Consider the following 20,293-nt stretch of genomic DNA (forward strand, 5'->3'; position numbering starts at 1 on the left):
GGAGGCCCTCACATGAAACTCACGCTGCTCGGTGGAGGAGGCTTCCGCGTCCCGCTCATGGTTCGCACGCTCCTCAAGGACAGCTCCGAACAGCGGGTTCGCGCCCTCACCCTGTGGGACGCGAACGAGGAGCGCCTGCGCACGATGGCGCGGATCGTCGAAGCTATGACCGCCTCGGTCCCCCATGCGCCGAGCGTACGCATCGCTACCGATATGCGCGATGCGGTGCGCGGAGCCGATTTCGTTTTTAGTGCAATTCGCGTCGGTGGCACCGATGGCCGCGCGCAAGACGAGCGCATCGCGCATTCGTGCGGCGTGCTCGGCCAGGAGACGACGGGCTTCGGCGGCCTGAGCTACGCACTTCGCGGCATTCCCGTGGCGAGGGCCATCGCGGAGGCAATCCGCGATGAGGCTCCAAGCGCCTACCTCATCAACTTCACGAATCCCGCGGGAATCATTACCGAGGTCTCGAGCGAGATTCTCGGTGACCGCGTGATCGGCATTTGTGACTCTCCCGTGGGCCTCGCCCGCCACGCTCTCACGGCACTCGAAGATGCCGGCGAGGTCGATCCCGGCACGAGCAGTCGCATTTTCGAAACCGGCGGTCCGGTGCACATCGACTACCTGGGCCTCAACCACCTCGGTTGGGTACACCGCATCCTCGTGAACGGCCGCGATGTTCTCCCCACGGTTCTCGAGCGCCCCGACCTCATTGAATCGTTCGAGGAGGGCAAGCTTTTCGGCGCCAAGTGGGTTCAGCACATTGGCGCGCTGCCGAATGAGTACCTGCACTACTACTACTACGCGCGCGAGGCGCGCCTTGCCGACGACCGCGCGGAAGCAACGCGCGGGATCTTCCTCGCCGCCCAGCAGGCCGACTTCTATCGCGAGGCCGCGCAGCTCGACGGGCACGCGGCATTCGAGGCATGGAACCGCACGCGTGAAGAGCGCGAAGAAACGTATATGGCGACGAACCGCGAAGCCGCGGGTGGAATCGAGCGCGAGGCCGCGGACATCGAATCGGGCGGTTACGATCGCGTTGCGCTCGCCGTGATGAAGGCCCTCGCCTTCGATCAGGCGACCGAGCTGATCGTCAACACGCCCAATAGGGGCCGCATTCCGTCGCTCCCGGACGATGCCGTCGTCGAAGCTCCATGCCGCATCGACTCCAAGGGTGCGACGCCACTGGAGGTCACCCCGCTCACAGGCCACCAGCTCGCCCTCGTCACCCAGGTCAAGAACGCCGAACGCACCGTGATCGCTGCTTCCCGCGAGGGAAGCGCCGATCTGGCCGTCGAGGCGTTCTTCTCCCACCCGCTCGTCGACGGCGTCGGTGTCGCGCGCGAGCTGCTCGCGAAGGCCAAAGAGAGCTTCGCCGAGGACCTCGCCTACCTCCGCTGAGCGGAATCAGACTCATCGCCTACGTGCGTGCCCTCGCCATCCTGTAGGGCACGCAAGTAGGCGTTGTAGTTTTCGAGCTCAGCTCCACCGTCGCGCTCCGCCTTGCGGTCATAGTTACGGGCCGCCCTCTCTTCGCTGCGCGACCACTGGATTCCCGCGATGAGGGCATAGAACGCCGTGGGGACCTCGCTGATACCCCACATGATCGAGCCGCCCGCAAATTGCTGACGCTCAAGTTCAGCGCGCGGGAACATATTGAGAAGCGTGTACCAATCTCCGCCGATGAGCCAGGTCGCGCTCACGACAGCGATGCCAAAGAAGGCGTGGAACGTGAGCGTCACAAGCAGCGTGACGAGCTTGAGCACGGGACTTATGGGCTTTTGGGCGGGGTCGATGCCGATAATCACCCACGCAAACAGGTAGCCCGCAAGGAGGAAGTGGACGGTCATGAGGAGGTGACCGACGTGTTCGAACATCGCCCACGTGAAAAACGGGGTGAAATAAAACAGCACGAGCGAGCCCGCGAAGAGAAAACCGGCAATCGGCGGGCTTGAGACGACGGCCGCGTAGCGCGTGTGAAGGATCGCGAGGATCCACTCGCGCATGCCGCGCGAGCCGTCGCTCCTGGGCGTCGCGGCCCGGCTGAGCATCGTGACCGGTGCGCCGAGTACAAGAAGTGGGGGGACAATAACCATGAGCGCCATGTGCTGGGTCATGTGGGCATCGAAGCGCACGCGCCCGAACGCGGCCGCACCACCGCTCATCACCCAGAAAAGTGCGAGGCACCCCGCAAGCCAGAAGATCGTGCGCGAGAGCGGCCAGTGGTCTCCGCGTGCACGCAGACGGGCAAGCCCCATGAGGTAGAGCACGGCAAAGAGAGCAGCAACGCCCGTGAACATCCAGTCCATCTGCCATACGGTGATGAGGCTCAGGAGGGAGAACTCGCCGCTCGGAGGCTCGTATCCTACGAGAGAAAGTACGCGATAGGTATCGGGCGGCACGTACTGGGGCACGGGCGGCTGGGAACGGCCGAGGGCACTTGAGGCGCCGAGAATGACGGCAGCAATGAGCACCTCCACGCGCGCGAGGCGGGCGAAGGCGCGGCGGGCTGCGCGCTCGGCATGCGCGTGGGCCGGTCCGACGGTTCCCTTCATCCTGTCGCCGCGCGCGACGGAGGTGTAGGTATTCACAAGCGGGGTGAGCGCGCGGCGTCGTTGCGCGTACCCAATCGCGGCGATGGCAACCGTAAGCAGGGCCTTGAGAAGCACGAGCCATCCGTAGCGAGTAGTGACGAATTGCGCCGGGTTTTCCAGCCGGATCGCGGCGTTGATGATCCCGGAATAGACGAGTGCGAGGATGGCAAAGAGAGCCCACGGGCTATAGCGCTTGAGCCACGTTGCGAGAGTCGCGGTATCGGTTCGGTGCGCTTCGGCAAGGAACACGAGGAGCGGACCGAGCCACGTGAGAACGCCAAGGAGGTGCGCGATCATGGCGTTGACGGCGTTGAGGTGGTCGGTCGAGTTGCCGGCGTGCCCGAGGAAGCCGAGCGCGATGACGCTCAGGGCAAGCAGGGCAGTCAGCCACCCTGCTCCGCGCAGGTGCCTCGTGAGGGCGCCGATCCCCGCGGATAGGAGGGCGAAGACGAGGGCCCACACGGTGGCGCGCCCCAGGTCGGTCCTCCATATGAAGTAGCCGAGCTGCTGCGGGGACATCGAGCCCCGCGCGTTGGCGTATGTGAGATAGGTGCCGAGCGCGAGGAGCAGCGCGTAGCCGAGGGTGAAGAGTACGGCGAGCCGGCGCTGCCGATCCTGCACATCGCTCAGGCGAGGACTCTTATGGCCGCGCGTGCGGCCAACACCCGGCTGAAAGAGGCTCAGCGTGAGTGCATAGCCAAAGGCGAGGGCAAGCGCCAGGTATTCGGCGCATTTGACGCCAATGATGAGGTCGTTGGTGATGGTGCCAAACGTGCTCGCAAGCGGTCCGTTTGCTTCACCGGTGAGGGCGAGACCAAGGACCCCGGCGAGGCCACCGGCAACAATGACGAGGACGCTCAGGGGCAAGAGAGTGCGCGAGAGCCCTTTCACCGCGCACCTGCTCGTGCGCGCGCCGACTCGAACAGACACAGGGTTGTGGCGGTTGCAAGGTTGAGAGATTCGGCGCTCCCGTAAATCGGGATGGCCACGCGTGTATCGGCCGCCTCGAGTGTTGCCTCGTCAAGACCGTGGGCCTCGTTGCCCATGAGCCACGCGAGGCGCTCGGGAGGAGTCCAGTCAAATAGATTCTGCGCGCCTCGCGGGCTCGTCGCCGCCGTTGCGATGTTGCGAGAGCGCAGCGCGTCGAGGAGTTCCCCCATGGGGACCTTGCGGGCGAAAGGGACGTGAAAGAGGCTTCCGGCACTTGCGCGCACAACCTTGGGCGCGAGCGGGTCGACGGAGCCCTCGGAAAAGAACACGGCGTGGGCGCCGGAGGCGTCGGCCGTGCGCATGACGAGCCCGGCGTTACCGGGGTCCTGAAGGCGCTCGCACACGACGATCGTCACGGGCCCCGCCCCCTGGGCATCGAGTAGATCACGCCAGTTACGCTCCACACTTCGCGCAACGGCGATGGCGCCCTGAGGATTTGTGACGCTCTGATGGCCCTGCTCGCGCACCATGGCCTCTATGACGTCGGGGGCGACGAGGCGCGGGCGCGCGCCGACCGTTTCAGCAAGCTGCTCGAGCTCCGGGTGGGCGTCGCGCGCTTTTGTCGTCAGGTAGAGCTCGTCGAGGATGCCGCCCCGCCCCTCGGCTCTGTCGCGAGCTTCGCGTTCGAGGAGCGCGCGTATCGCTTGGGGCCCCTCCACCCGGAATCGACCTTCGCGCTGACGCACTGAGCGCCCGGAAAGGGCGGCGATTTTTCCGACACGCGCACTGCGCGGCGTCAGCATCGCACCCTCCGGGCGCTCAGAGTGTGTCATTGGGTAGATCAGGCTACCGGTGCGTTGACGTCCTTCGGGAGGGCGTTCTTCGCGATGGTCACGAGCTGGGCGAAAGCAGCCGAGTCGTTCACGGCAAGTTCGGCGAGCATACGGCGATCAACCTCGACACCCGCGAGGCCGAGACCCTGGATAAAGCGGTTGTAGGTCATGCCGTTGGCGCGTGCCGCAGCATTGATGCGCTGGATCCAGAGGCGACGGAAGTCGCTCTTGCGAACCTTGCGGTCGCGGTAGCTGTAGGTACCCGAGTGGAGCACCTGCTCCTTCGCCTTGCGGTACAGGCGCGAGCGCTGACCGCTGTAACCGGAGGCCTGTTCGAGGATCTCCCTGCGCTTTTTCTTGGCGTTGACCGCCCTCTTCACGCGTGCCACGTGATTCTCCTTTGGTCGAAATGAAAAGTCTTATGGGGTGCTGAAAACTCAGCGGCCAAGCATGCGCTTGAGGTTCTTGACATCGCTCTTGGCAACGTCGGTCACGCCGGCGAGGCGGCGCTTGTGGCGCGAGGTCTTGGCCTCGGCCTTGTGGTACGCGTTTGCGCGTTGGCGCTGCAGCTTGCCGGAGCCGGTGATGCGGATGCGCTTCTTCGCACCGGAGTGCGTCTTGTTCTTCGGCATAGTGCCTGTTCTCCTTCTGATTAAGCGCCCTATTCGGCGCTGGCTTCCTTCGCTGCGGCCTTTTCCGCATCGCTCTTGCGCTTGCGGGCTTCGGCGCGAGCCTGGGACTTCTTCTTGTGTGGCCCGAGCACCATGACCATCGTGCGGCCATCGACGCGCGGGTGGGATTCGACGAAGCCGGCTTCAGCGACGTCTTCAGCCATTCGCTGCATGAGCTTCATGCCCATTTCGGGGCGCGACTGCTCACGGCCGCGGAATCGAATCATGACCTTGACCTTGTCGCCACCGTTGAGGAACTTCTCGACGTTGCGCTTCTTGGTCTCGTAGTCGTGCGTGTCAATCTTGAGGCCCATGCGAATTTCCTTCTGCTGGGCATTGACCTGGTTCTTGCGCGCCTCGCGAGCCTTGAGCTTCGCTTCGTATTTGAACTTTCCGTAGTCCATGAGGCGTGCGACCGGCGGGTTCGCACCCGGAGCAACCTCGACGAGGTCGAGATCGGCTTCGTTCGCGAGCCGCAACGCGTCTTCGATACGGACTTCCCCGACCTGTTCACCGTTGGGCCCCACAAGAAGGACCTTGGGCGAGCGGATCTGCCCGTTGATTCGCTGTTCGCTGATGACTGCTCCTCACACAATAGAAATGCCTGGAACATCAAAAAAGGCCCCCGTGCATGCGGAGGCCCGACTCGCGCGACGGCGCGAGCGCTGTACTGACCCGCCAGCCGCAGCCGATCGGGTGGGAGTGGGCTCCACTTGTAAGGGAACGCGAATGTTCCGAGTGACAACACTAGCAGGCGGCGCGATTGTGCGGAAGGGATGGCCGCGCCCGTGTGGCAGGCCTTACAAGCCCGACGCTACCCACCCCCTACGACTTTCCCATTCGCCACACCGCTCACACATCACCAATTAAGAAACCTCGATTTTGCATAATCGGGGCGACTTCTGTAAGGATAGGGCAGCCTTACCTCAGTCGATGAGCGGCCGGGGTCGACACAGAAATGAGAACGCGTAATGTCCATGACACGCCGAGAACTCGGACTTTTTGCCCTTGCTGCCTGCTCCGCTGGGGCTCTCGCTTCGTGTGGCTCAGCTTCATCACAAGGAGGCGCTTCGTCCGGTAGCGACTCGGGGGCAAGCGGTACACGAACCGTCACCGACGCTCGCGGCAGCGTCGACGTTCCCACCTCCCCCAAGCGAATCGGGGCAACCGACAATCGCATCTTCCGCACACTCGAGGCCTGGGGGGTCGAACTCGTTGTTGCACCACGCGACCTCATGCCAGAGGGCGTCAGCTACCGGGACAACGAGAAAATTCTCAACACGGGCTCGCACCGCGAACCCGATCTCGAGCAGTTCGTCGCGGCTGACCCCGATCTCGTGCTCAATGGCCAGCGCTATGCGCAGTACTACGACGACATCAAGGCTCTCGCACCGAAAGCGGCGATCGTCGACACCGACATTGACATCGAGAAGAAACCGCTCGACGACGAGCTCAAGCGCCAAATCACACTTCTCGGCGCTACCCTCGGGCACGAAGCCGAAGCTCAAAAACTCATCGAGGCTTTCGAAGCCGCGATCGAGCGCGTCAAGGCGGCATACTCCACCGACGATACGGTCATGGGCCTCGTGACCTCGGGCGGAACCATCAACTATGCGGCGCCGAAGACCGGCAGGGCGGTCGGCCCACTCTTCCCCGTCCTCGGCCTCACTCCCGCGCTCGAGGTCGAAGGCACGAGCGATCACAAGGGCGATGACGTCTCCCTCGAAGCCATCGCCACCGCGAACCCCGACTGGATCATCGTCATGGACCGCGACGCAGCCGTCGCCGCTGACGAGGAAGGCTACCAGCCCGCAGCGGAGCTCATCGAAAAGGCCGAGGCCCTCTCGCACGTCACGGCCATCACCGAGGGTAATGTCGTCTACATGCCAGCCACGTTCTACACGACCGAAGACATCCAGGCCTACACGGAAGTTCTCAACACCTTTGCGAGTGCCCTCGAGGCGAAGAAAAACTAAGACCTCATTCGCATGAGCCTGAGCGAGACCTCCCACTCAAGGACAGCCGCAACGCCCGCGAGCGCCACGTCGCTCGCGGGCCCCTGGCGTAACCGCATCGCGCTCATGTGTGCGATCGTCGCGACCCTCGCTCTTTTGGCGCTCTCCCTTTTCGTAGGCGTCTACGACATCACGGGCGGCGAGCGTGGCTGGGACATTTTCCTCATCACTCGCGTTCCGCGCACGCTCGCACTCGTTCTATCCGGCAGTGCGATGGCCATGTGCGGCCTCATCATGCAGCTGCTCACGCAAAACAAGTTCGTTGAGCCGTCCACGACGGGGACAACCGAATGGGCGAGTCTCGGCCTGATCACCGTCATGATCCTCTTCCCCACGGCCGGACTCGTCCCGCGCATGATCGGCGCGATTATCTTCGCGCTCATCGGCACGCTCGTGTTCTTCGCATTTCTCGAGCGCGTGAGCCTTAAGAGTTCTCTCATCGTGCCCATCGTCGGCATCATGCTCGGCGCTGTCGTCGGATCACTGACAACCTTTATTGCCCTCGAAACCGACACGCTGCAAAGCCTCGGCATCTGGTTCACGGGAAGTTTCACGGGCCTTGTGCGCGGCCGCTACGAGCTCCTCTTCCTCGTGCTCCTCGTTCTCGTCGCAGCATTCATCGTCGCGGATCGCTTTACGGTCGCGGGCCTCGGCAAGGACGTCGCCACCAACGTGGGCCTCAACTATCGCGCCGTCGTTTTTCTCGGTGTCTTCCTCGTCTCAGTGGCAACCGGAATTGTCACCGTGATCGTGGGGCGTCTGCCCTTCCTCGGCCTCATCGTCCCGAACATGGTCTCGATGGTCCGCGGAGACGATCTGCGCTCGAACCTCCCCTGGGTCATGCTGCTCGGGGTATGGGTCGTGACGGTCTGCGACCTCATCGCACGCACGATCATCGCCCCATTCGAGATGCCCGTGAGCGTCGTGCTCGGCATCATTGGCGCGGCAGTCTTTCTCGCCCTCATCGTGAGGAGGAACCGTCGTGGACGATAGCACTCGCGACCCCAACCTCCATCCGAGCGCGGCAACTCTCAAGGATCCCTCGCTCGCGACCGTCACCGACATTCGCGACGTCGAGAAAGCCCAGGAGCAGCGCACGCACAAGGGCATTCCCAATCTGCTGGCAACCGTCGGACCAGCGCGCGTAAGCGCGTGCGCTCCCGAACGACACTCCGGTCCCTTCATCACCCGTTCCTCGCGCACCCGATACGCGCTCCTGCTCGCGAGTCTCGCCACGATTGCGGTGCTGACGACCACCGGAATCTTGGCGTGGAACAACCCGCTGCCCTTCGGAAGCGAGGGTTTCTGGCGGATCGCGACGATGCGCGCGAGTGCGATCGTCGTCATGGCTGTGGTCGCCACGTGCCAGGCATTCGCCACCATCGCCTTCCAAACGGCGACGGCAAACCGCATCATCACGCCCTCGATCATGGGCTTCGAGTCGCTGTACGTCCTTTTGCACACGTCCGCGGTATTTTTCCTTGGCGCGGCGGGGATTACGCAGCTCACGGGCACCGGGCAGTTCTTCCTTATGGCAGCCCTCATGGTGGGTTTCTCCGGGCTTTTGTACGGCTGGCTGCTCAACTCTAAGACGGGCAGCATTCACGTCATGCTCCTCGTGGGAATCATCCTCGGCGGCGGCCTAGGCTCACTCTCAACGTTTATGCAGCGGCTGCTTGATCCGAGCGACTTCGATATCCTCACTACCCGCATGTTCGGCAATATCTCAAACGCCGAACTCAGCCACCTCCCGTTCGTGATCCCGATCGTCGCGCTCACCGCAGCACTGCTGTTCGCCTACTCGCCTCGCCTCAACGTCCTCGCACTCGGACGTGAAACGGCGACCAACCTCGGCGTTCACCACAAGCGCGCAACGATCTTCGTGCTTCTCCTCGTCTCGATTCTCATGGCGATGACGACCTCGCTCGTCGGCCCGATGACCTTCCTCGGCTTCCTCATCGCCGCCCTCACCTACCAGCTCACCGACACCTATGACCACCGGCTCCTGTTTCCCGCGGCGGTCCTCATCGGCTATGACGTCATGACGCTCGCCTACTTCATCCTCCGGCACATTTTTAACGCGCAGGGTGCGGTCACCGTCATCATCGAGCTCATTGGCGGGCTCGCGTTCTTGCTGTTCATCCTCCGAAAGGGGCGCCTGTGATTCGCGTAGAGAACCTCACGAAAAACTATGGGCAGGGCGTACAGATCGGTCCCGTCAACGTCGAGATTTCGAGCGGCCTCACCGCTCTCGTGGGCCCGAACGGCGCGGGCAAATCTACTCTCCTGACCATGATTGGCCGCCTGCTCGAGGCGGATTCGGGCACCGTCACGATCGACGGACGCGATATCGCCACGATGCCCTCGCGCGAAGTCTCGACGATGCTCGCGATCCTCCGCCAAGACAATCACTTCGTCACTCGCCTCACGGTGCGCCAGCTCGTCGCTTTTGGTCGCTTCCCGTATTCGCGTGGCCGGCTCACCGTCAAAGACGAGCGAATCGTGTCCGAAGCGATCGACTTCGTAAACCTCACGCCGCTCGAGAATCGCTTTCTCGACGAGCTTTCGGGAGGCCAGCGCCAGCGCGCATACGTCGCGATGGTGCTCGCGCAAGACACCGAATATCTGCTGCTCGATGAACCACTCAACAACCTCGACATGCAGCACAGCGTGCAAATGATGAAACAGCTTCGTCGCGCGAGCGACGAGCTGGGGCGCACGGTCGTGATCGTCGTGCACGACATCAACTTCGCGGCCCACTACGCGGACCACATCATCGCGATGAACGACGGCAAGGTCACCGTCCAGGGCTCACCCATCGAAATCGTGTGCGGCGAAACCCTCTCGCGCGTGTTCAAGACCGACGTCGACGTCGTTGACGGGCCGCGCGGGCCGCTCGCCGTCTATTTCTAGACCTGCCGCACACGCCATCTGAGGGCGGCAAAAGCCGGTTGGGCGGGCCGGGAATCAGGGCACGTCAGGCGGCTGCCCGAACCGTTCTGGGGCCGACGGTCGCCTAGGCCGCCTCGATACCGAGTTCTTGCGCTGCGCGCGCCCTCACGCGCGAGCGGTGCACGCGCATGGCTACAAGCCCGCACGCGGCGACAACAAGACCGAACGCACCCGCGGAAAAGAACGCCGCGCCGGCGCCACCCGCGTCGATGACGACGCCCACGATTGGGCTGCCAAGGCTCGAGCCGATCGTCATGGCACTACCGTGCCAGCCCATGGCCTCGCCGCGCGCAATCTCGGGAACGCGCCGCGAGATCGCTTCGCCCGTTGCGGCGATGCTCGGCGCGATCCCGAGCCCGGATATGAAGCACAGGATGAAGGCCGTGGGAAGGTTCGATACAAGCGCAATGGGCATGGTCACGATCGACAGCCAGAACAGCACCCACAGCGGGTGAAGATCGTTTTTCATGGCGCCGTAGGCGAGGCCACCGATCGCGCTGCCGAGGCACCAGATCGCGACGACGGGGCCGATGAAGTCTTTGTGATCGAGTTCTTCCATGAGGGCAACGATGCCCAAGTCCCCGGTGACGAGGATGACGCTGCCCACCGCCGTCGCGATGAGGATCGCGATGCCGCCGAGCGAGAGGAGTTGCCTGCGCGCGAGGGAGCGGGCTTCGTCGAGCGCTCGCGACGTTTCGGGAGAGGTCTCGTCGAGGTCGGCCTGGGACAGAGCGGTGATTTGACCGGTTTGTGTGTTCTCGAAGGCGATGCGCTCAGCGACCGCTGCGGGCGAGCGCTCGAGGCCGCTCTCAGCAACTTCGAGCGGCTCGGGCATACGTGTGGGCAGCACGATCTGCTCGCTCGAGAGGGGCGGGTCAACGATCATGAGCCCGATGCCGGCGATGACAACCGCGCCGCCGATCACCCACATCGCCACGTACGAGCCCCACGTGAAGACAAGGACGGTTCCCGCAGCCGGGCCGAGCATGAACACGAACTCGGTGATAACGGAGTCCAGAGCGAACGCGGATTTACGGATTTTTGCGGGGATGACGACCGAAAGGGAGGTACGCACGATCGAAAAGACCGGGATCGAAAACAGCCCCGCAACAAAGACCGCTGGGAGGAGAAGTCCGAACGGCAAAAACGGCGCGATCGCCCAAAAGGCGAGGTTGACGATGATCGGCGGGATGAGGGTGCGCGCAAGCCCCTTCGTATCCATGAGCCGCCCTCGCCACGGCGCCGAGATCGCTGCACCAAGGGTCGAAGAGGTCACGACGAGGCCGGCCATCATGTAATTCTGGCCGAGGCTCATGACGGTGTGGAGCGTCAGCACGAGACCCGTTGCAGAAAACGGGAAGCGTGCGAGGAACCCAAGGAGATAAATGGAGGGTGCCTTGGGAACCTGGAGAACCTCGCGGTACGTCGAAAGAGCCACCAGACGATCCTATCGCCGCGCGGGGATCACGGTGATTTTCAGGGAACTGACTCGCTCCGCGATGACCTGGGAGTGGGCGAGGTAGGTGTGGACCCGCGCCATGAGTGCATCGAGCTCTGCTTGCTCGAGGCCGGGAGTGAGGCCGAGCTTCAACTCGACTTCGCGCTCCTGCCCTGCCAGCACTTCGGCACCCTCAACTCCGTCGATGGCAGCCACGAGCGCCTCAATTTCGTCGAGCACCGTCGAGTCTTTGTAAGGCGCGCACCAACGCCTGCCCTGCGCGATTGCCCAGAGCGCCGATCGGCGAAGAACGAGCGGTGCGCCGTCGCGTCCGAGGTCGAGGGCGAGGCACGTGCACCCCTCGGCGACGGCCGACTGAGCTGCCTGTTCGAGCACCATCGGCACGGGTCGGGCCTCGGGACTCCACGCGGATAGAGCCGCGGCGCTTGTGAACACGGGAAGCGCCATGTGCCCATCGCGCAGTTGAAGCTTGAGCATAGCCATGTCGGAGGCGTTATCGGCGTGCAGCCCGCTCGCTGTTGTCGCGGTCTCGGTTGCGATCGCTTGGATTGGAATGAGCACACGCGTGCCGGCTAGGGCCTCGACGAGCTTTTCGCGTGTAGGGTCCTCCCCCGCATCGCACGCGTCGAGCGCCTTGGCGACACCCTCGTGTCGCTCCCCCACATCACCGGGGAAGTGTGAGGGCGTGAGGTCGCGCCCGTGCCACGGTGTTCCCGCGGTGTCCGCGCGCTGATCCTTCGTTGCGAAATGCGGGGGTAGCGTGCGCGCGACCTTGGGATCTTGTCTCCGAAGGCTCATTTTTTCCTTTCCGACGGTTGCTCGGCACCCTCGCTTTCGGCTCTCTGCACGCACGCGAGAGCCTCCGCGAGACCAAAGCGCCCTTCGAGGAGGGCACGGCCCATGATGGCACCCGCCACTCGGGTGTGGCCGGCAAGCCGCGCGAGCTCCTCGATGTCTTTCAGATCCGCGATTCCTCCCGATGCGATGAGTTCGGCGTCGGTCGCCCTCGAGACGCTCTCGAGGAGGGCAAGGGGCGGGCCCGAGAGAGCGCCGTCGCGATCGATCTCCGTGACGATGAGGCGAGCGCAGCCCGCGTCGTTGAGAAACGCGAGGATGTCCGTGAGCTCCCCGATGGGGTCCGCGCTTCCGCGAGGGTGAACGAGGGTTCCGCGCACGTCGACGCACACGGCGATACGCTCTGCGTGCATATCAATCGCCTCTCGCACAAAGCCACGGTCCGCGAGCGCGGAAGCGGAGAGATTGACGCGCGCACACCCGGTTGCGAGCGCCGTGGTGAGGGCATCGGGAGAGTCGATACCGCCCGAACACTGGGTGCGAACCCCGAGGTCCTGTGCGCCGCGCACGATCTCGGCGAGCAGCGTGTCATTGCTCCCTCTCCCAAAAGCCCGGTCGAGGTCAGCAAGGTGGATCCACGCGGCGCCGCTGCGCGCGAAGAGGCGCGCAGCCTCGGCTGGGTGCGGGCCGTCGTGCCCGCGCGGTGCGCGCGCGAGAGCCCCATCCGCGATGTCAATAGCGGGCAGAAGGGTGAGCTGAGACATGCTCCATCCCTAGCCCATCCGGATACGCCAAAAGGCGACGAGAACGCACGCGAGGCCAGTAACTGCGAGCGCGATGACAGCGAGAACCGGCTTCTTTTGCTTCGTGAACGAGTAGGCGCCGCCGAGGAGAATCCCTCCAAAGGCAAGCATGACGTAGGCGAGAATCACTTGCGTCGCCCGCCCGCGATCCACTTCACCGCTTCGAGGCGGCTGATGCTCGAGGGATCGTACGTCTCCTCGAGATCCTCGAGCGCATCGACGCCGAGGAGAAGATCCTCGACCTCCCCCGCGAGCGCGCCGAGCACGAGTGCCGGTGAGGTCTCCCCTTCGTTGCGACCCGCGCGGTAGCGGAACGCAATCATGCGATCACCGCGGCGCCAAAACATCACGACGCCTTGGCGCTGAAGCCCGAGGGACACGAGGCGGGCAAGCGTGTGTGCCTCTTCCTCATCCACGTGGCCCGTGAGGATCGCGCCTGTTTCCGCCTGCGCAGTGACGGCTCCCTCGGGAAACGGTGTGCGATCGTCTTCAGCGGCGAGCGCAAGACGCACCACGCCCGCGAGCGCCTTCGCCGACGCGAGTGGGGTTGCGACAATGGCGATCGGGGTGGGGGCTGCCGGGTCTTCGGCCGGCGCGGAATCATGGAGGGTCGAGAGATCGTCGGGGACCTCCACGTCATCGCCGCTTCCGCCGGGCGTCGCTGGAGTGGGGCCCGTGAGCGAGCCGGCGCTTCCCGGCGTGTTGGGTCCCGTTGGCTTGCGCAGACTGCCGGGAACCGCGTATCCGGTGGGCGGTTCGTCCCCTGAGCCTAGGATCGAATCGTCGATGTCGATCCCCCGCATCATCGCCTCGAACTCGGCATCGATTTTCGCCTTATCGCGATCGCTCTCGCCGTTCTCGCCGTTGCTGGGGGTCGCGGTCATCGTGCGGGCCTTTCGTCGACGTCGGTGGGCGGGTCCGTCACCTTCACGGACCCTCACGTAATTTTACGCCCCGGGAAGGGGCTAGGGTGGCGGGGTGAGAAATTACTACAGGGCCCTCGCGGCCGACGCTTTCCTTGTTGTCCTCTTTTCCGTACTCGGAACTCTGAGCCACAACGGCGCGCTCACGCTCGTGAACCTTGCGCGTGTCGCGTGGCCATTCCTCGCGGGACTCGTGCTCGCCCACCTCGTGCTGCGCGCGTGGCGGGTCGAACCATGGCGGCTGTGGCCCCACGGCGTGTTCATCGTTGCCATCACGGTCGTGACCGCGATGCTTCTGCGCACCCTCACGGGCGCGGGCACCGCGCTGCCGTTCGTTCTCGTCTCCTTCGCCGTCAACGCGCTCTTCCTCCTGGGCTGGCGTGTGATCGCGGGGCTTGTGACGCGACGGAAGCAGGCAGACGTCGGACACAGCTCCACGCACTAAACCCGCGGCCGCACCCCGAGCGCCCCTAGTTCAAGCACTGCGCGCCCAGCAAGGTCTTGAGGGAGGCAAAAAGGGCAGGCGAAGGCGCCACCGACAGTCGCCGGTCCACGCGCATAAGCGTCGATCGGCCGGGCTCGGTAAGACGCAGGCGCACCTCGCTCCCGCCCGGGTTATCCTCGAGAATCCCCCGGAGCTGCTGGGCGACCTCGCTCGTCATGCGTGAATCGGGAACGGTGATCATCAAGGGACCATCGGACATCGCCCCGGACGTGTCAAGCACCCGCATCTCCTGCACGCGCATCTCGGGTGAGCCCTTCGAGTTATCGACGCGCCCCTTCATCGAGACGACGAGATCGCCCGCGAGCTCCGTCGCAACCTGCTGATACGACTGCGGGAACATGAGACAGTCGATTGCACCCTCGAGATCCTCGACGGTGACGATCGCCCACGTATCGCCCTTCTTCGTGATCTTGCGCTGAATATTCGTGATGAGACCCGCGATCGTGACCATCCCAAGCGAGTCCGTATCCTCGGCTTCCGCGAGGGCTGTGATCGAATGCGAGCTCGCCTGCGCAATAACGTGCTCAAGGCCCTGAAGGGGATGATCGCTCACGTAGAGGCCAAGCATCTCGCGCTCAAACGCGAGCTTCTGCTTGCGATCCCACTCGGGAAGCTCCGGAATCTGAATCGTCGCGGCGCTACCCGACGCATAGTCGTCGCCGAACATGCCGCCGCCGAAAAGGTCATCCTGCCCCTGAGCTTCCTTGCGTTTGACGTCCACGATCCCGTCAACCGCGTCCTCGTGCACGAGGACGAGCGAACGGCGGTTGTGACCGAGCGAGTCAAACGCGCCGCCCTTGATGAGCGAATCGATCGTGCGCTTGTTGCACACCGAAAGCGGAACCTTGTCGAGGAAGTCCGTGAATGACGTGAACTCGCCCTTCTCCTCACGCGTCTTGATGATCTCTTCGACGACGTGCGCGCCGACATTCTGAATCGCCGACAGCCCGAAGCGGATATCAGAACCGACGGCCGCGAAGTTCATGAGCGAGGAGTTCACGTCCGGCGGAAGCACGGTGATGTGCCGGTGGCGGCAATCGCCGAGGTAGAGGCCGAGCCGGTCGCGGTTGTTCTGGGTCGACGTGAGAAGCGCCGCCATGTATTCGGTGGGATAGTTCGCCTTGAGGTAGGCGGTCCAGTACGACACGACCCCGTACGCCGCCGAGTGCGACTTGTTGAACGCGTAGTCCGCGAACGGAAGCAGCACATCCCACAGGGCCTGCACGGCGGAATCGCTATAGCCGTGGTCGAGCATGCCCTGGCGAAAGCCCACGTACTGCTTATCGAGTTCTGCCTTCTTCTTCTTGCCCATGGCTCGACGAAGAATGTCAGCTTGACCAAGCGTGAAGCCCGCGACTTTCTGCGCGGTCTGCATGACCTGCTCCTGGTACACGATCACGCCGTAGGTCTCGGCAAGAATGTCGTGAAGCGGTTCTTCGAGCTCCGGGTGGATCGGCGTGATCTCCTGGAGTCCGTTCTTCCTGAGCGCATAGTTCGTGTGCGAGTTCATACCCATCGGGCCCGGACGATACAGGGCTGACACGGCGCTAATGTCGCCGAACTTATCGGGTTTCATCTGGCGAAGCAGGGAGCGCATGCCCGCACCATCGAGCTGGAACACGCCGAGAGTATCGCCGCGTTGAAGCAGATCGAATGTCGCCGGATCTTCGAAGCCAAGGTGGTCGAGGTCGGGGACCTCTTTGCCGTTCGATTCGATGTTCTCAATCGCGTCAGAAATCACCGTGAGGTTACGCAGCCCAAGGAAGTCCATCTTGAGCAGGCCGAGGGTTTCACACGTCGGATAGTCGAACTGCGTGATGATCTGCCCATCGGAAGGGCGACGCATCATCGGGATGATGTCGGTGAGGGTCTCGCTCGACATGATCACCGCGCACGCGTGTACACCCCAGCCGCGCGTGAGGCCTTCGACGCCCTGCGCGATATCCATGACGCGCTGCCACGAAGGATTCTCACGATACTGACGGCGGAAATCCTCAGCCTCCGCGTAGCGCTTATCGTTCTCGTCGAAGATGCCCTTGAGCGTGATGTCCTTGCCCATCACGGCGGGCGGAAGCGCCTTCGTCATCTGGTCGCCGAGCGCATACGGCTCGCCGAGCACGCGCGCCGAGTCCTTGATCGAGTTCTTCGTTTTCATCACGCCGTACGTGATGACCTGAGCGACCTTGTCGTCTCCGTAGCGTTCGGTCACATACTCGAGCACCTCGCCGCGACGGCGATCGTCGAAGTCCACGTCGAAGTCGGGCATGGACACGCGATCTGGGTTGAGGAAGCGCTCGAAGAGAAGCCCGTGAGGAAGGGGGTCGAGGTCGGTAATTCGCATCGCGTACGCCACCATCGAGCCCGCACCGGAGCCACGACCCGGTCCCACGCGGATACCGCGTTCCTTCGCCCAGCGGATGAAGTCGGAGACGACGAGGAAGTACCCCGGAAAGCCCATGCGCGTGATGATGCCAACCTCGTAGTCGGCGCGTTCCTGCACTTCGTCGGGGATCCCGCTCGGGTACCGTTCGTGAAGACCCTTTTGGACTTCCTTCACGAACCAGGAGTGCTCGTCCTCTCCCTCGGGAACCGGGAAGCGCGGCATGTAGTTCGCGCCCTCCGCGGTCGTCGTGAACTGCACGTCGCACATTTCGGCGACCCTCAGAGTGTTATCGCACGCCTCGGGTAGCTCACGAAAGAGTTCGCGCATCTCGCGTGCGCTCTTGAGGTAATAGCCCGAGCCATCAAACTTGAAGCGCCCCGGCGTATCGAACGTCGAGCCCGAGTTGATGCACAAAAGTGCGTCTTGGATTTTCGCGTCATCTTCGTACACGTAATGCAGGTCGTTGGTGGCAAGAAGAGGCGCGCCAATCTTCTTCGACAGCTCGATGAGGTCTTTTGTGACGCGCCGCTCAAGCTCAAGACCGTGGTCCATGAGCTCGACGAAGTAGTTCTCCTTACCGAACATGTCCTGGTATTCGCCAGCGGCCTTGACGGCTTCGTCCCACTGCCCGAGGCGAATGCGAGTCTGGATCTCACCGGACGGGCAGCCCGTCGAGGCGATCAGACCATCGGAATACTTCGAGAGAATCTCGCGGTCCATGCGGGGCCACTTGCCCATTTGACCATCGAGCGAAGCGAAGCTCGCGAGCCGGAACAGGTTGTGCATGCCCGCGGTCGTGCGGCTCAGGAGTGTGAGGTGGGTGTAGGCACCGCGCGCCGAAACATCATCGCCGGCATCCTGCTGCGCCTTCGTGCCCCACTGCACGCGCGATCGATCGTGACGGCTCGTGCCGGGCGTCACGTACGCCTCAACACCGATGATGGGCTTCACGCCCGCGGCTACAGCGTTCTTGTAAAACTCGTAGGCCCCAAACACGTATCCGTGGTCGGTGATCGCGATTGCCTTCTGGCCGGCTTCAGCGGCGGCGTTCACGAGCTTGCTGATCTTCGAGGCCCCATCGAGCATCGAGTAATCGGTGTGGACGTGAAGGTGAACGAAATCCTCTGAAGCCATGCCCACGATGGTAGTCGGCCGAACGCGAATAGGCGGCCTCAGAAACCCGCGCGTGCGATCCTGCTCTTAGCTTGAGCGCAACACCTCGAGCGCGTGCTCGAGATCCGTCGGGTACGGGGCCTCGAATGTTACGCGCGTATGCCTCGTGGGGTGCTCAAACGCGAGCGCTCGCGCGTGCAGCCACTGCCGCACGAGGCCAAGCTTTTCGGCGAGTTTCGGATCGGAACCATACTGTGGGTCTCCCGCAAGGGGATGCCCAGCGGCACTCATGTGCACGCGTATTTGGTGGGTCCTGCCGGTCTCGAGTTTGATGTCAAGGAGGGAAGCGCCCGGAAACATCTCAATCACGTCGTAGTGTGTGACCGACGGCTTTCCGCTCGCCATGACGGCGAACTTGTAGTCGTGCTTCTGGCTGCGCCCGATAGGTGCATCGATTGTGCCCTTCATGTTGTCGAAGTGCCCCTGGGCGAGAGCGTGGTAACGCTTGTCGACGAGCCGATTGCGAAACGCGTTCTTCAAGACCGAGTAGGCGACTTCGCTCTTCGCGACAACCATGAGGCCGCTCGTACCCACATCGAGGCGGGAGACGATACCGCGACGCTCCTGCGCGCCGCTGGTCGTGATAGCCACGCCCGCGCCAAGCAGGCCGCCAAGAACGGTTGGGCCTTCCCACCCGACGCTCGGATGCGCGGCAACGCCCACGGGCTTATTGACCACAACGATGTCGGTATCCTCGAAGACGATGTCCATACCGTCCACTTTTTCGGGGGCAACATCGGCGATGTCACGCACCTCGAGAAGCGTCACCGCGAGCTCCTGGCCCTCGCTCACGCGTTCCGAGCGAGCGGGGACCTCCCCGTCGATGAGGACGTTGCCCGACTGCACAAGATCCGCAACCTTCGTGCGCGAGAGCCCCAGGAGGCGGGAAAGAGCGACGTCAACGCGCTCCCCTTCGAGCCCACCGGGGACGAAGAAAAGTCGCTCGCCACTCACTCGCTCACCTCGATCTTCTCCCCCGCATCCAACGGGGCGTTGACAAGGGTGAGGAGCACGAGCAGAACGGCTCCGCTCGTGACGGCGATGTCCGCGACGTTAAAGATCGGCCAGTGCGGGAGCTCGAGGAAATCGACAACGTGACCGGTGAGCGGCCCCGGGTCCCGAAAAAGGCGATCGACGATGTTTCCGAGTGCGCCCCCGAGAAGAAGCGAGAGCGATATCGTCCACGCGCGCGAGCGCACGGAACGGACGAGAACGACGATAACGGCGAGCGCGATCCCGATCTGAACACCGGTGATGATCGGGGTGATCGAACCGCCGAGCCCGAAAGCAGCGCCCGAGTTATAGATGAGGCGGAGTTTGAGGATGTCCCCGACGAGGGGCTGCGCGACGTTGTGCTCGAGGGTGTTTTCGGCCCACAGCTTCGACAGCTGGTCGAGCACAAAGACGATCGTGGCGATCACGAACGCCACGATCAGTGTGGAACGGGCGGAAGCGCCGGCCGCACGTGCGGTTCCGGCGCTTCCCTTCATCGTGTTGCCGCTCACAGGCCGTAGTTGGCGGCCTTCTCCTGGCTTTCGCCAGTGTCGAGATCGCGAAGCTGGTTCTCGAGGTAGTTACGCAGGCGAGTGCGGTAGTCACGCTCGAAGGTGCGCAGCGATTCGATTTCCTTCTCGAGTTCGCTCTTGGTGCCTTCGAGGCGCTCAAGCGTGGTGCGCGAGGTCTCGTTGGCCTCGTTGATAATGCGCTCGTGCTCGGCGGTACCCTCGCTGATGAGGCGATCGCGCTCGGCCTGACCGTTCGCGACGTGCTCGTCGTGGAGGCGCTGCGCGAGCGTGATGAGCTCGGAGGCGGAATCGGTTTCGCCAACGCGAGTCGCGCCTGCGGCCGCACCGGGAGCGACGGCAGCGACAGCGGTTTCGGTCTCCGGCTCGGTCGCGGGGGCCTCGGTCGGCTCATCGGCGCTTTCGGTTCCGACGGCTGCCGGCGTGACGGCACCGTCGCCTTCCTGGTTGACGCGGGCCTCGAGTTCGGCAACGCGGCTCTGTGCTTCCTCGAGCTCGCGCTTCAGGCGGTCGTTTTCCTCGATGAGTTCACGAAGGCGGGGAATGACGTCGTCGTCGAGGTACTTGTCGACCTCGTCCATGTCGTAGCCCTCGGTAAAGCGCACGGGAGTAAAGCGCTTGTCTTCGAGATCCTTTGGCATAAGAGCCATGGGTTCCACCTCTTGTCGTTTGAACAGATGATGACTATTTAACTCTACCTGAGAGTGCGGGCGCACCCTGAAAACACGGTTCGT

20 protein-coding genes are annotated in these 20,293 nt (G+C 63.5%); 6 read left to right on the forward strand and 14 right to left on the reverse strand.

What is annotated here, in order from left to right:
• Nucleotides 1–12: 12 nt before the first annotated feature.
• Complete coding sequence (locus tag HMPREF3176_RS05780) at nucleotides 13–1,401, forward strand: family 4 glycosyl hydrolase (RefSeq protein WP_070435819.1); 1,389 nt, start codon at nucleotides 13–15, stop codon at nucleotides 1,399–1,401.
• Here HMPREF3176_RS05780 and HMPREF3176_RS05785 read toward each other — a convergent pair.
• From HMPREF3176_RS05785 to infC, 5 genes are read right to left on the reverse strand one after another with little or no spacing between them, the layout of a single operon-like run.
• A complete protein-coding gene (locus HMPREF3176_RS05785) occupies nucleotides 1,389–3,485 on the reverse strand; it encodes a bifunctional copper resistance protein CopD/cytochrome c oxidase assembly protein (RefSeq protein WP_070458892.1) in 2,097 nt (698 codons plus the stop codon). The genes HMPREF3176_RS05780 and HMPREF3176_RS05785 overlap by 13 nt on opposite strands.
• The gene (locus HMPREF3176_RS05790; protein ID WP_070458894.1) at nucleotides 3,482–4,357 is read right to left on the reverse strand and encodes a TrmH family RNA methyltransferase; all 876 of its coding nucleotides are present in this window, start codon (nucleotides 4,355–4,357) and stop codon (nucleotides 3,482–3,484) included. The genes HMPREF3176_RS05785 and HMPREF3176_RS05790 overlap by 4 nt, the downstream gene beginning before the upstream one ends.
• 8 nt (nucleotides 4,358–4,365) lie before the next feature.
• Nucleotides 4,366–4,746, reverse strand: coding sequence for a 50S ribosomal protein L20 (rplT, locus tag HMPREF3176_RS05795; protein WP_016662963.1), 381 nt, complete (start codon nucleotides 4,744–4,746; stop codon nucleotides 4,366–4,368).
• Between the two features lie 48 nt (nucleotides 4,747–4,794).
• Nucleotides 4,795–4,989 (reverse strand): 50S ribosomal protein L35, encoded by a 195-nt coding sequence (rpmI, locus tag HMPREF3176_RS05800; RefSeq protein WP_016662964.1) that lies wholly within the window; start codon nucleotides 4,987–4,989, stop codon nucleotides 4,795–4,797.
• A 29-nt stretch (nucleotides 4,990–5,018) separates the two neighbouring features.
• Nucleotides 5,019–5,606, reverse strand: a complete 588-nt coding sequence (gene infC / locus HMPREF3176_RS05805) for a translation initiation factor IF-3 (protein WP_051120580.1) — start codon at nucleotides 5,604–5,606, stop codon at nucleotides 5,019–5,021.
• 393 nt (nucleotides 5,607–5,999) lie between these two features.
• Here infC and HMPREF3176_RS05810 point away from each other — a divergent pair, with 393 nt between their 5' ends.
• From HMPREF3176_RS05810 to HMPREF3176_RS05825, 4 genes are read left to right on the forward strand one after another with little or no spacing between them, the layout of a single operon-like run.
• On the forward strand, nucleotides 6,000–7,004 hold the full coding sequence (locus tag HMPREF3176_RS05810) for a siderophore ABC transporter substrate-binding protein (RefSeq protein WP_141742374.1): 1,005 nt from the start codon (nucleotides 6,000–6,002) through the stop codon (nucleotides 7,002–7,004).
• A gap of 12 nt (nucleotides 7,005–7,016) precedes the next feature.
• Entirely contained in the window at nucleotides 7,017–8,036 is a 1,020-nt protein-coding gene (locus HMPREF3176_RS05815; protein ID WP_070458896.1) for an ABC transporter permease, read from the forward strand.
• Nucleotides 8,026–9,207 carry an iron chelate uptake ABC transporter family permease subunit gene (locus HMPREF3176_RS05820; protein ID WP_083286276.1) on the forward strand — a complete coding sequence of 394 codons (1,182 nt, stop codon included), beginning with the start codon at nucleotides 8,026–8,028 and terminating at the stop codon, nucleotides 9,205–9,207. Before HMPREF3176_RS05815 ends, HMPREF3176_RS05820 begins: the two co-directional genes overlap by 11 nt.
• Nucleotides 9,204–9,956, forward strand: coding sequence for an iron ABC transporter ATP-binding protein (locus tag HMPREF3176_RS05825; RefSeq protein WP_070458898.1), 753 nt, complete (start codon nucleotides 9,204–9,206; stop codon nucleotides 9,954–9,956). Before HMPREF3176_RS05820 ends, HMPREF3176_RS05825 begins: the two co-directional genes overlap by 4 nt.
• Nucleotides 9,957–10,059: 103 nt before the next feature.
• Here HMPREF3176_RS05825 and HMPREF3176_RS05830 read toward each other — a convergent pair whose 3' ends face one another.
• From HMPREF3176_RS05830 to HMPREF3176_RS05845, 5 genes are read right to left on the reverse strand one after another with little or no spacing between them, the layout of a single operon-like run.
• A complete protein-coding gene (locus HMPREF3176_RS05830) occupies nucleotides 10,060–11,433 on the reverse strand; it encodes an MFS transporter (RefSeq protein ID WP_070458900.1) in 1,374 nt (457 codons plus the stop codon).
• Nucleotides 11,434–11,442: 9 nt separating this feature from the next.
• On the reverse strand, nucleotides 11,443–12,252 hold the full coding sequence (locus HMPREF3176_RS05835; protein ID WP_070458902.1) for an SseB family protein: 810 nt from the start codon (nucleotides 12,250–12,252) through the stop codon (nucleotides 11,443–11,445).
• Nucleotides 12,249–13,013: a HisA/HisF-related TIM barrel protein gene (locus HMPREF3176_RS05840; RefSeq protein ID WP_016662972.1), complete on the reverse strand. Its 765-nt coding sequence runs from the start codon at nucleotides 13,011–13,013 to the stop codon at nucleotides 12,249–12,251. Before HMPREF3176_RS05840 ends, HMPREF3176_RS05835 begins: the two co-directional genes overlap by 4 nt.
• Nucleotides 13,014–13,022: 9 nt before the next feature.
• Entirely contained in the window at nucleotides 13,023–13,181 is a 159-nt protein-coding gene (locus HMPREF3176_RS10335) for a hypothetical protein (RefSeq protein WP_016662973.1), read from the reverse strand.
• Complete coding sequence (locus tag HMPREF3176_RS05845; protein WP_016662974.1) at nucleotides 13,178–13,936, reverse strand: hypothetical protein; 759 nt, start codon at nucleotides 13,934–13,936, stop codon at nucleotides 13,178–13,180. Before HMPREF3176_RS05845 ends, HMPREF3176_RS10335 begins: the two co-directional genes overlap by 4 nt.
• A 94-nt stretch (nucleotides 13,937–14,030) precedes the next feature.
• Between HMPREF3176_RS05845 and HMPREF3176_RS05850 the strand changes: the two genes are divergently transcribed.
• A complete protein-coding gene (locus HMPREF3176_RS05850; protein ID WP_016662975.1) occupies nucleotides 14,031–14,420 on the forward strand; it encodes a DUF3054 domain-containing protein in 390 nt (129 codons plus the stop codon).
• Between the two features lie 25 nt (nucleotides 14,421–14,445).
• On the opposite strand, the gene dnaE is transcribed toward HMPREF3176_RS05850, so the two are convergent.
• The 4 genes from dnaE to HMPREF3176_RS05870 form a co-directional block, all read right to left on the reverse strand.
• Entirely contained in the window at nucleotides 14,446–17,997 is a 3,552-nt protein-coding gene (gene dnaE, locus HMPREF3176_RS05855) for a DNA polymerase III subunit alpha (RefSeq protein ID WP_070458904.1), read from the reverse strand.
• Between the two features lie 66 nt (nucleotides 17,998–18,063).
• On the reverse strand, nucleotides 18,064–18,990 hold the full coding sequence (locus tag HMPREF3176_RS05860) for an RluA family pseudouridine synthase (RefSeq protein ID WP_070458906.1): 927 nt from the start codon (nucleotides 18,988–18,990) through the stop codon (nucleotides 18,064–18,066).
• Nucleotides 18,987–19,541 carry a signal peptidase II gene (gene lspA / locus HMPREF3176_RS05865; RefSeq protein WP_246826680.1) on the reverse strand — a complete coding sequence of 185 codons (555 nt, stop codon included), beginning with the start codon at nucleotides 19,539–19,541 and terminating at the stop codon, nucleotides 18,987–18,989. The genes HMPREF3176_RS05860 and lspA overlap by 4 nt, the downstream gene beginning before the upstream one ends.
• The gene (locus tag HMPREF3176_RS05870) at nucleotides 19,538–20,209 is read right to left on the reverse strand and encodes a DivIVA domain-containing protein (RefSeq protein WP_070458907.1); all 672 of its coding nucleotides are present in this window, start codon (nucleotides 20,207–20,209) and stop codon (nucleotides 19,538–19,540) included. Before HMPREF3176_RS05870 ends, lspA begins: the two co-directional genes overlap by 4 nt.
• Nucleotides 20,210–20,293 lie beyond the last annotated feature (84 nt).

The sequence above is a fragment of the Dermabacter sp. HMSC08H10 genome (genome assembly GCF_001807585.1).
GTDB classification, from domain to species: domain Bacteria; phylum Actinomycetota; class Actinomycetes; order Actinomycetales; family Dermabacteraceae; genus Dermabacter; species Dermabacter hominis.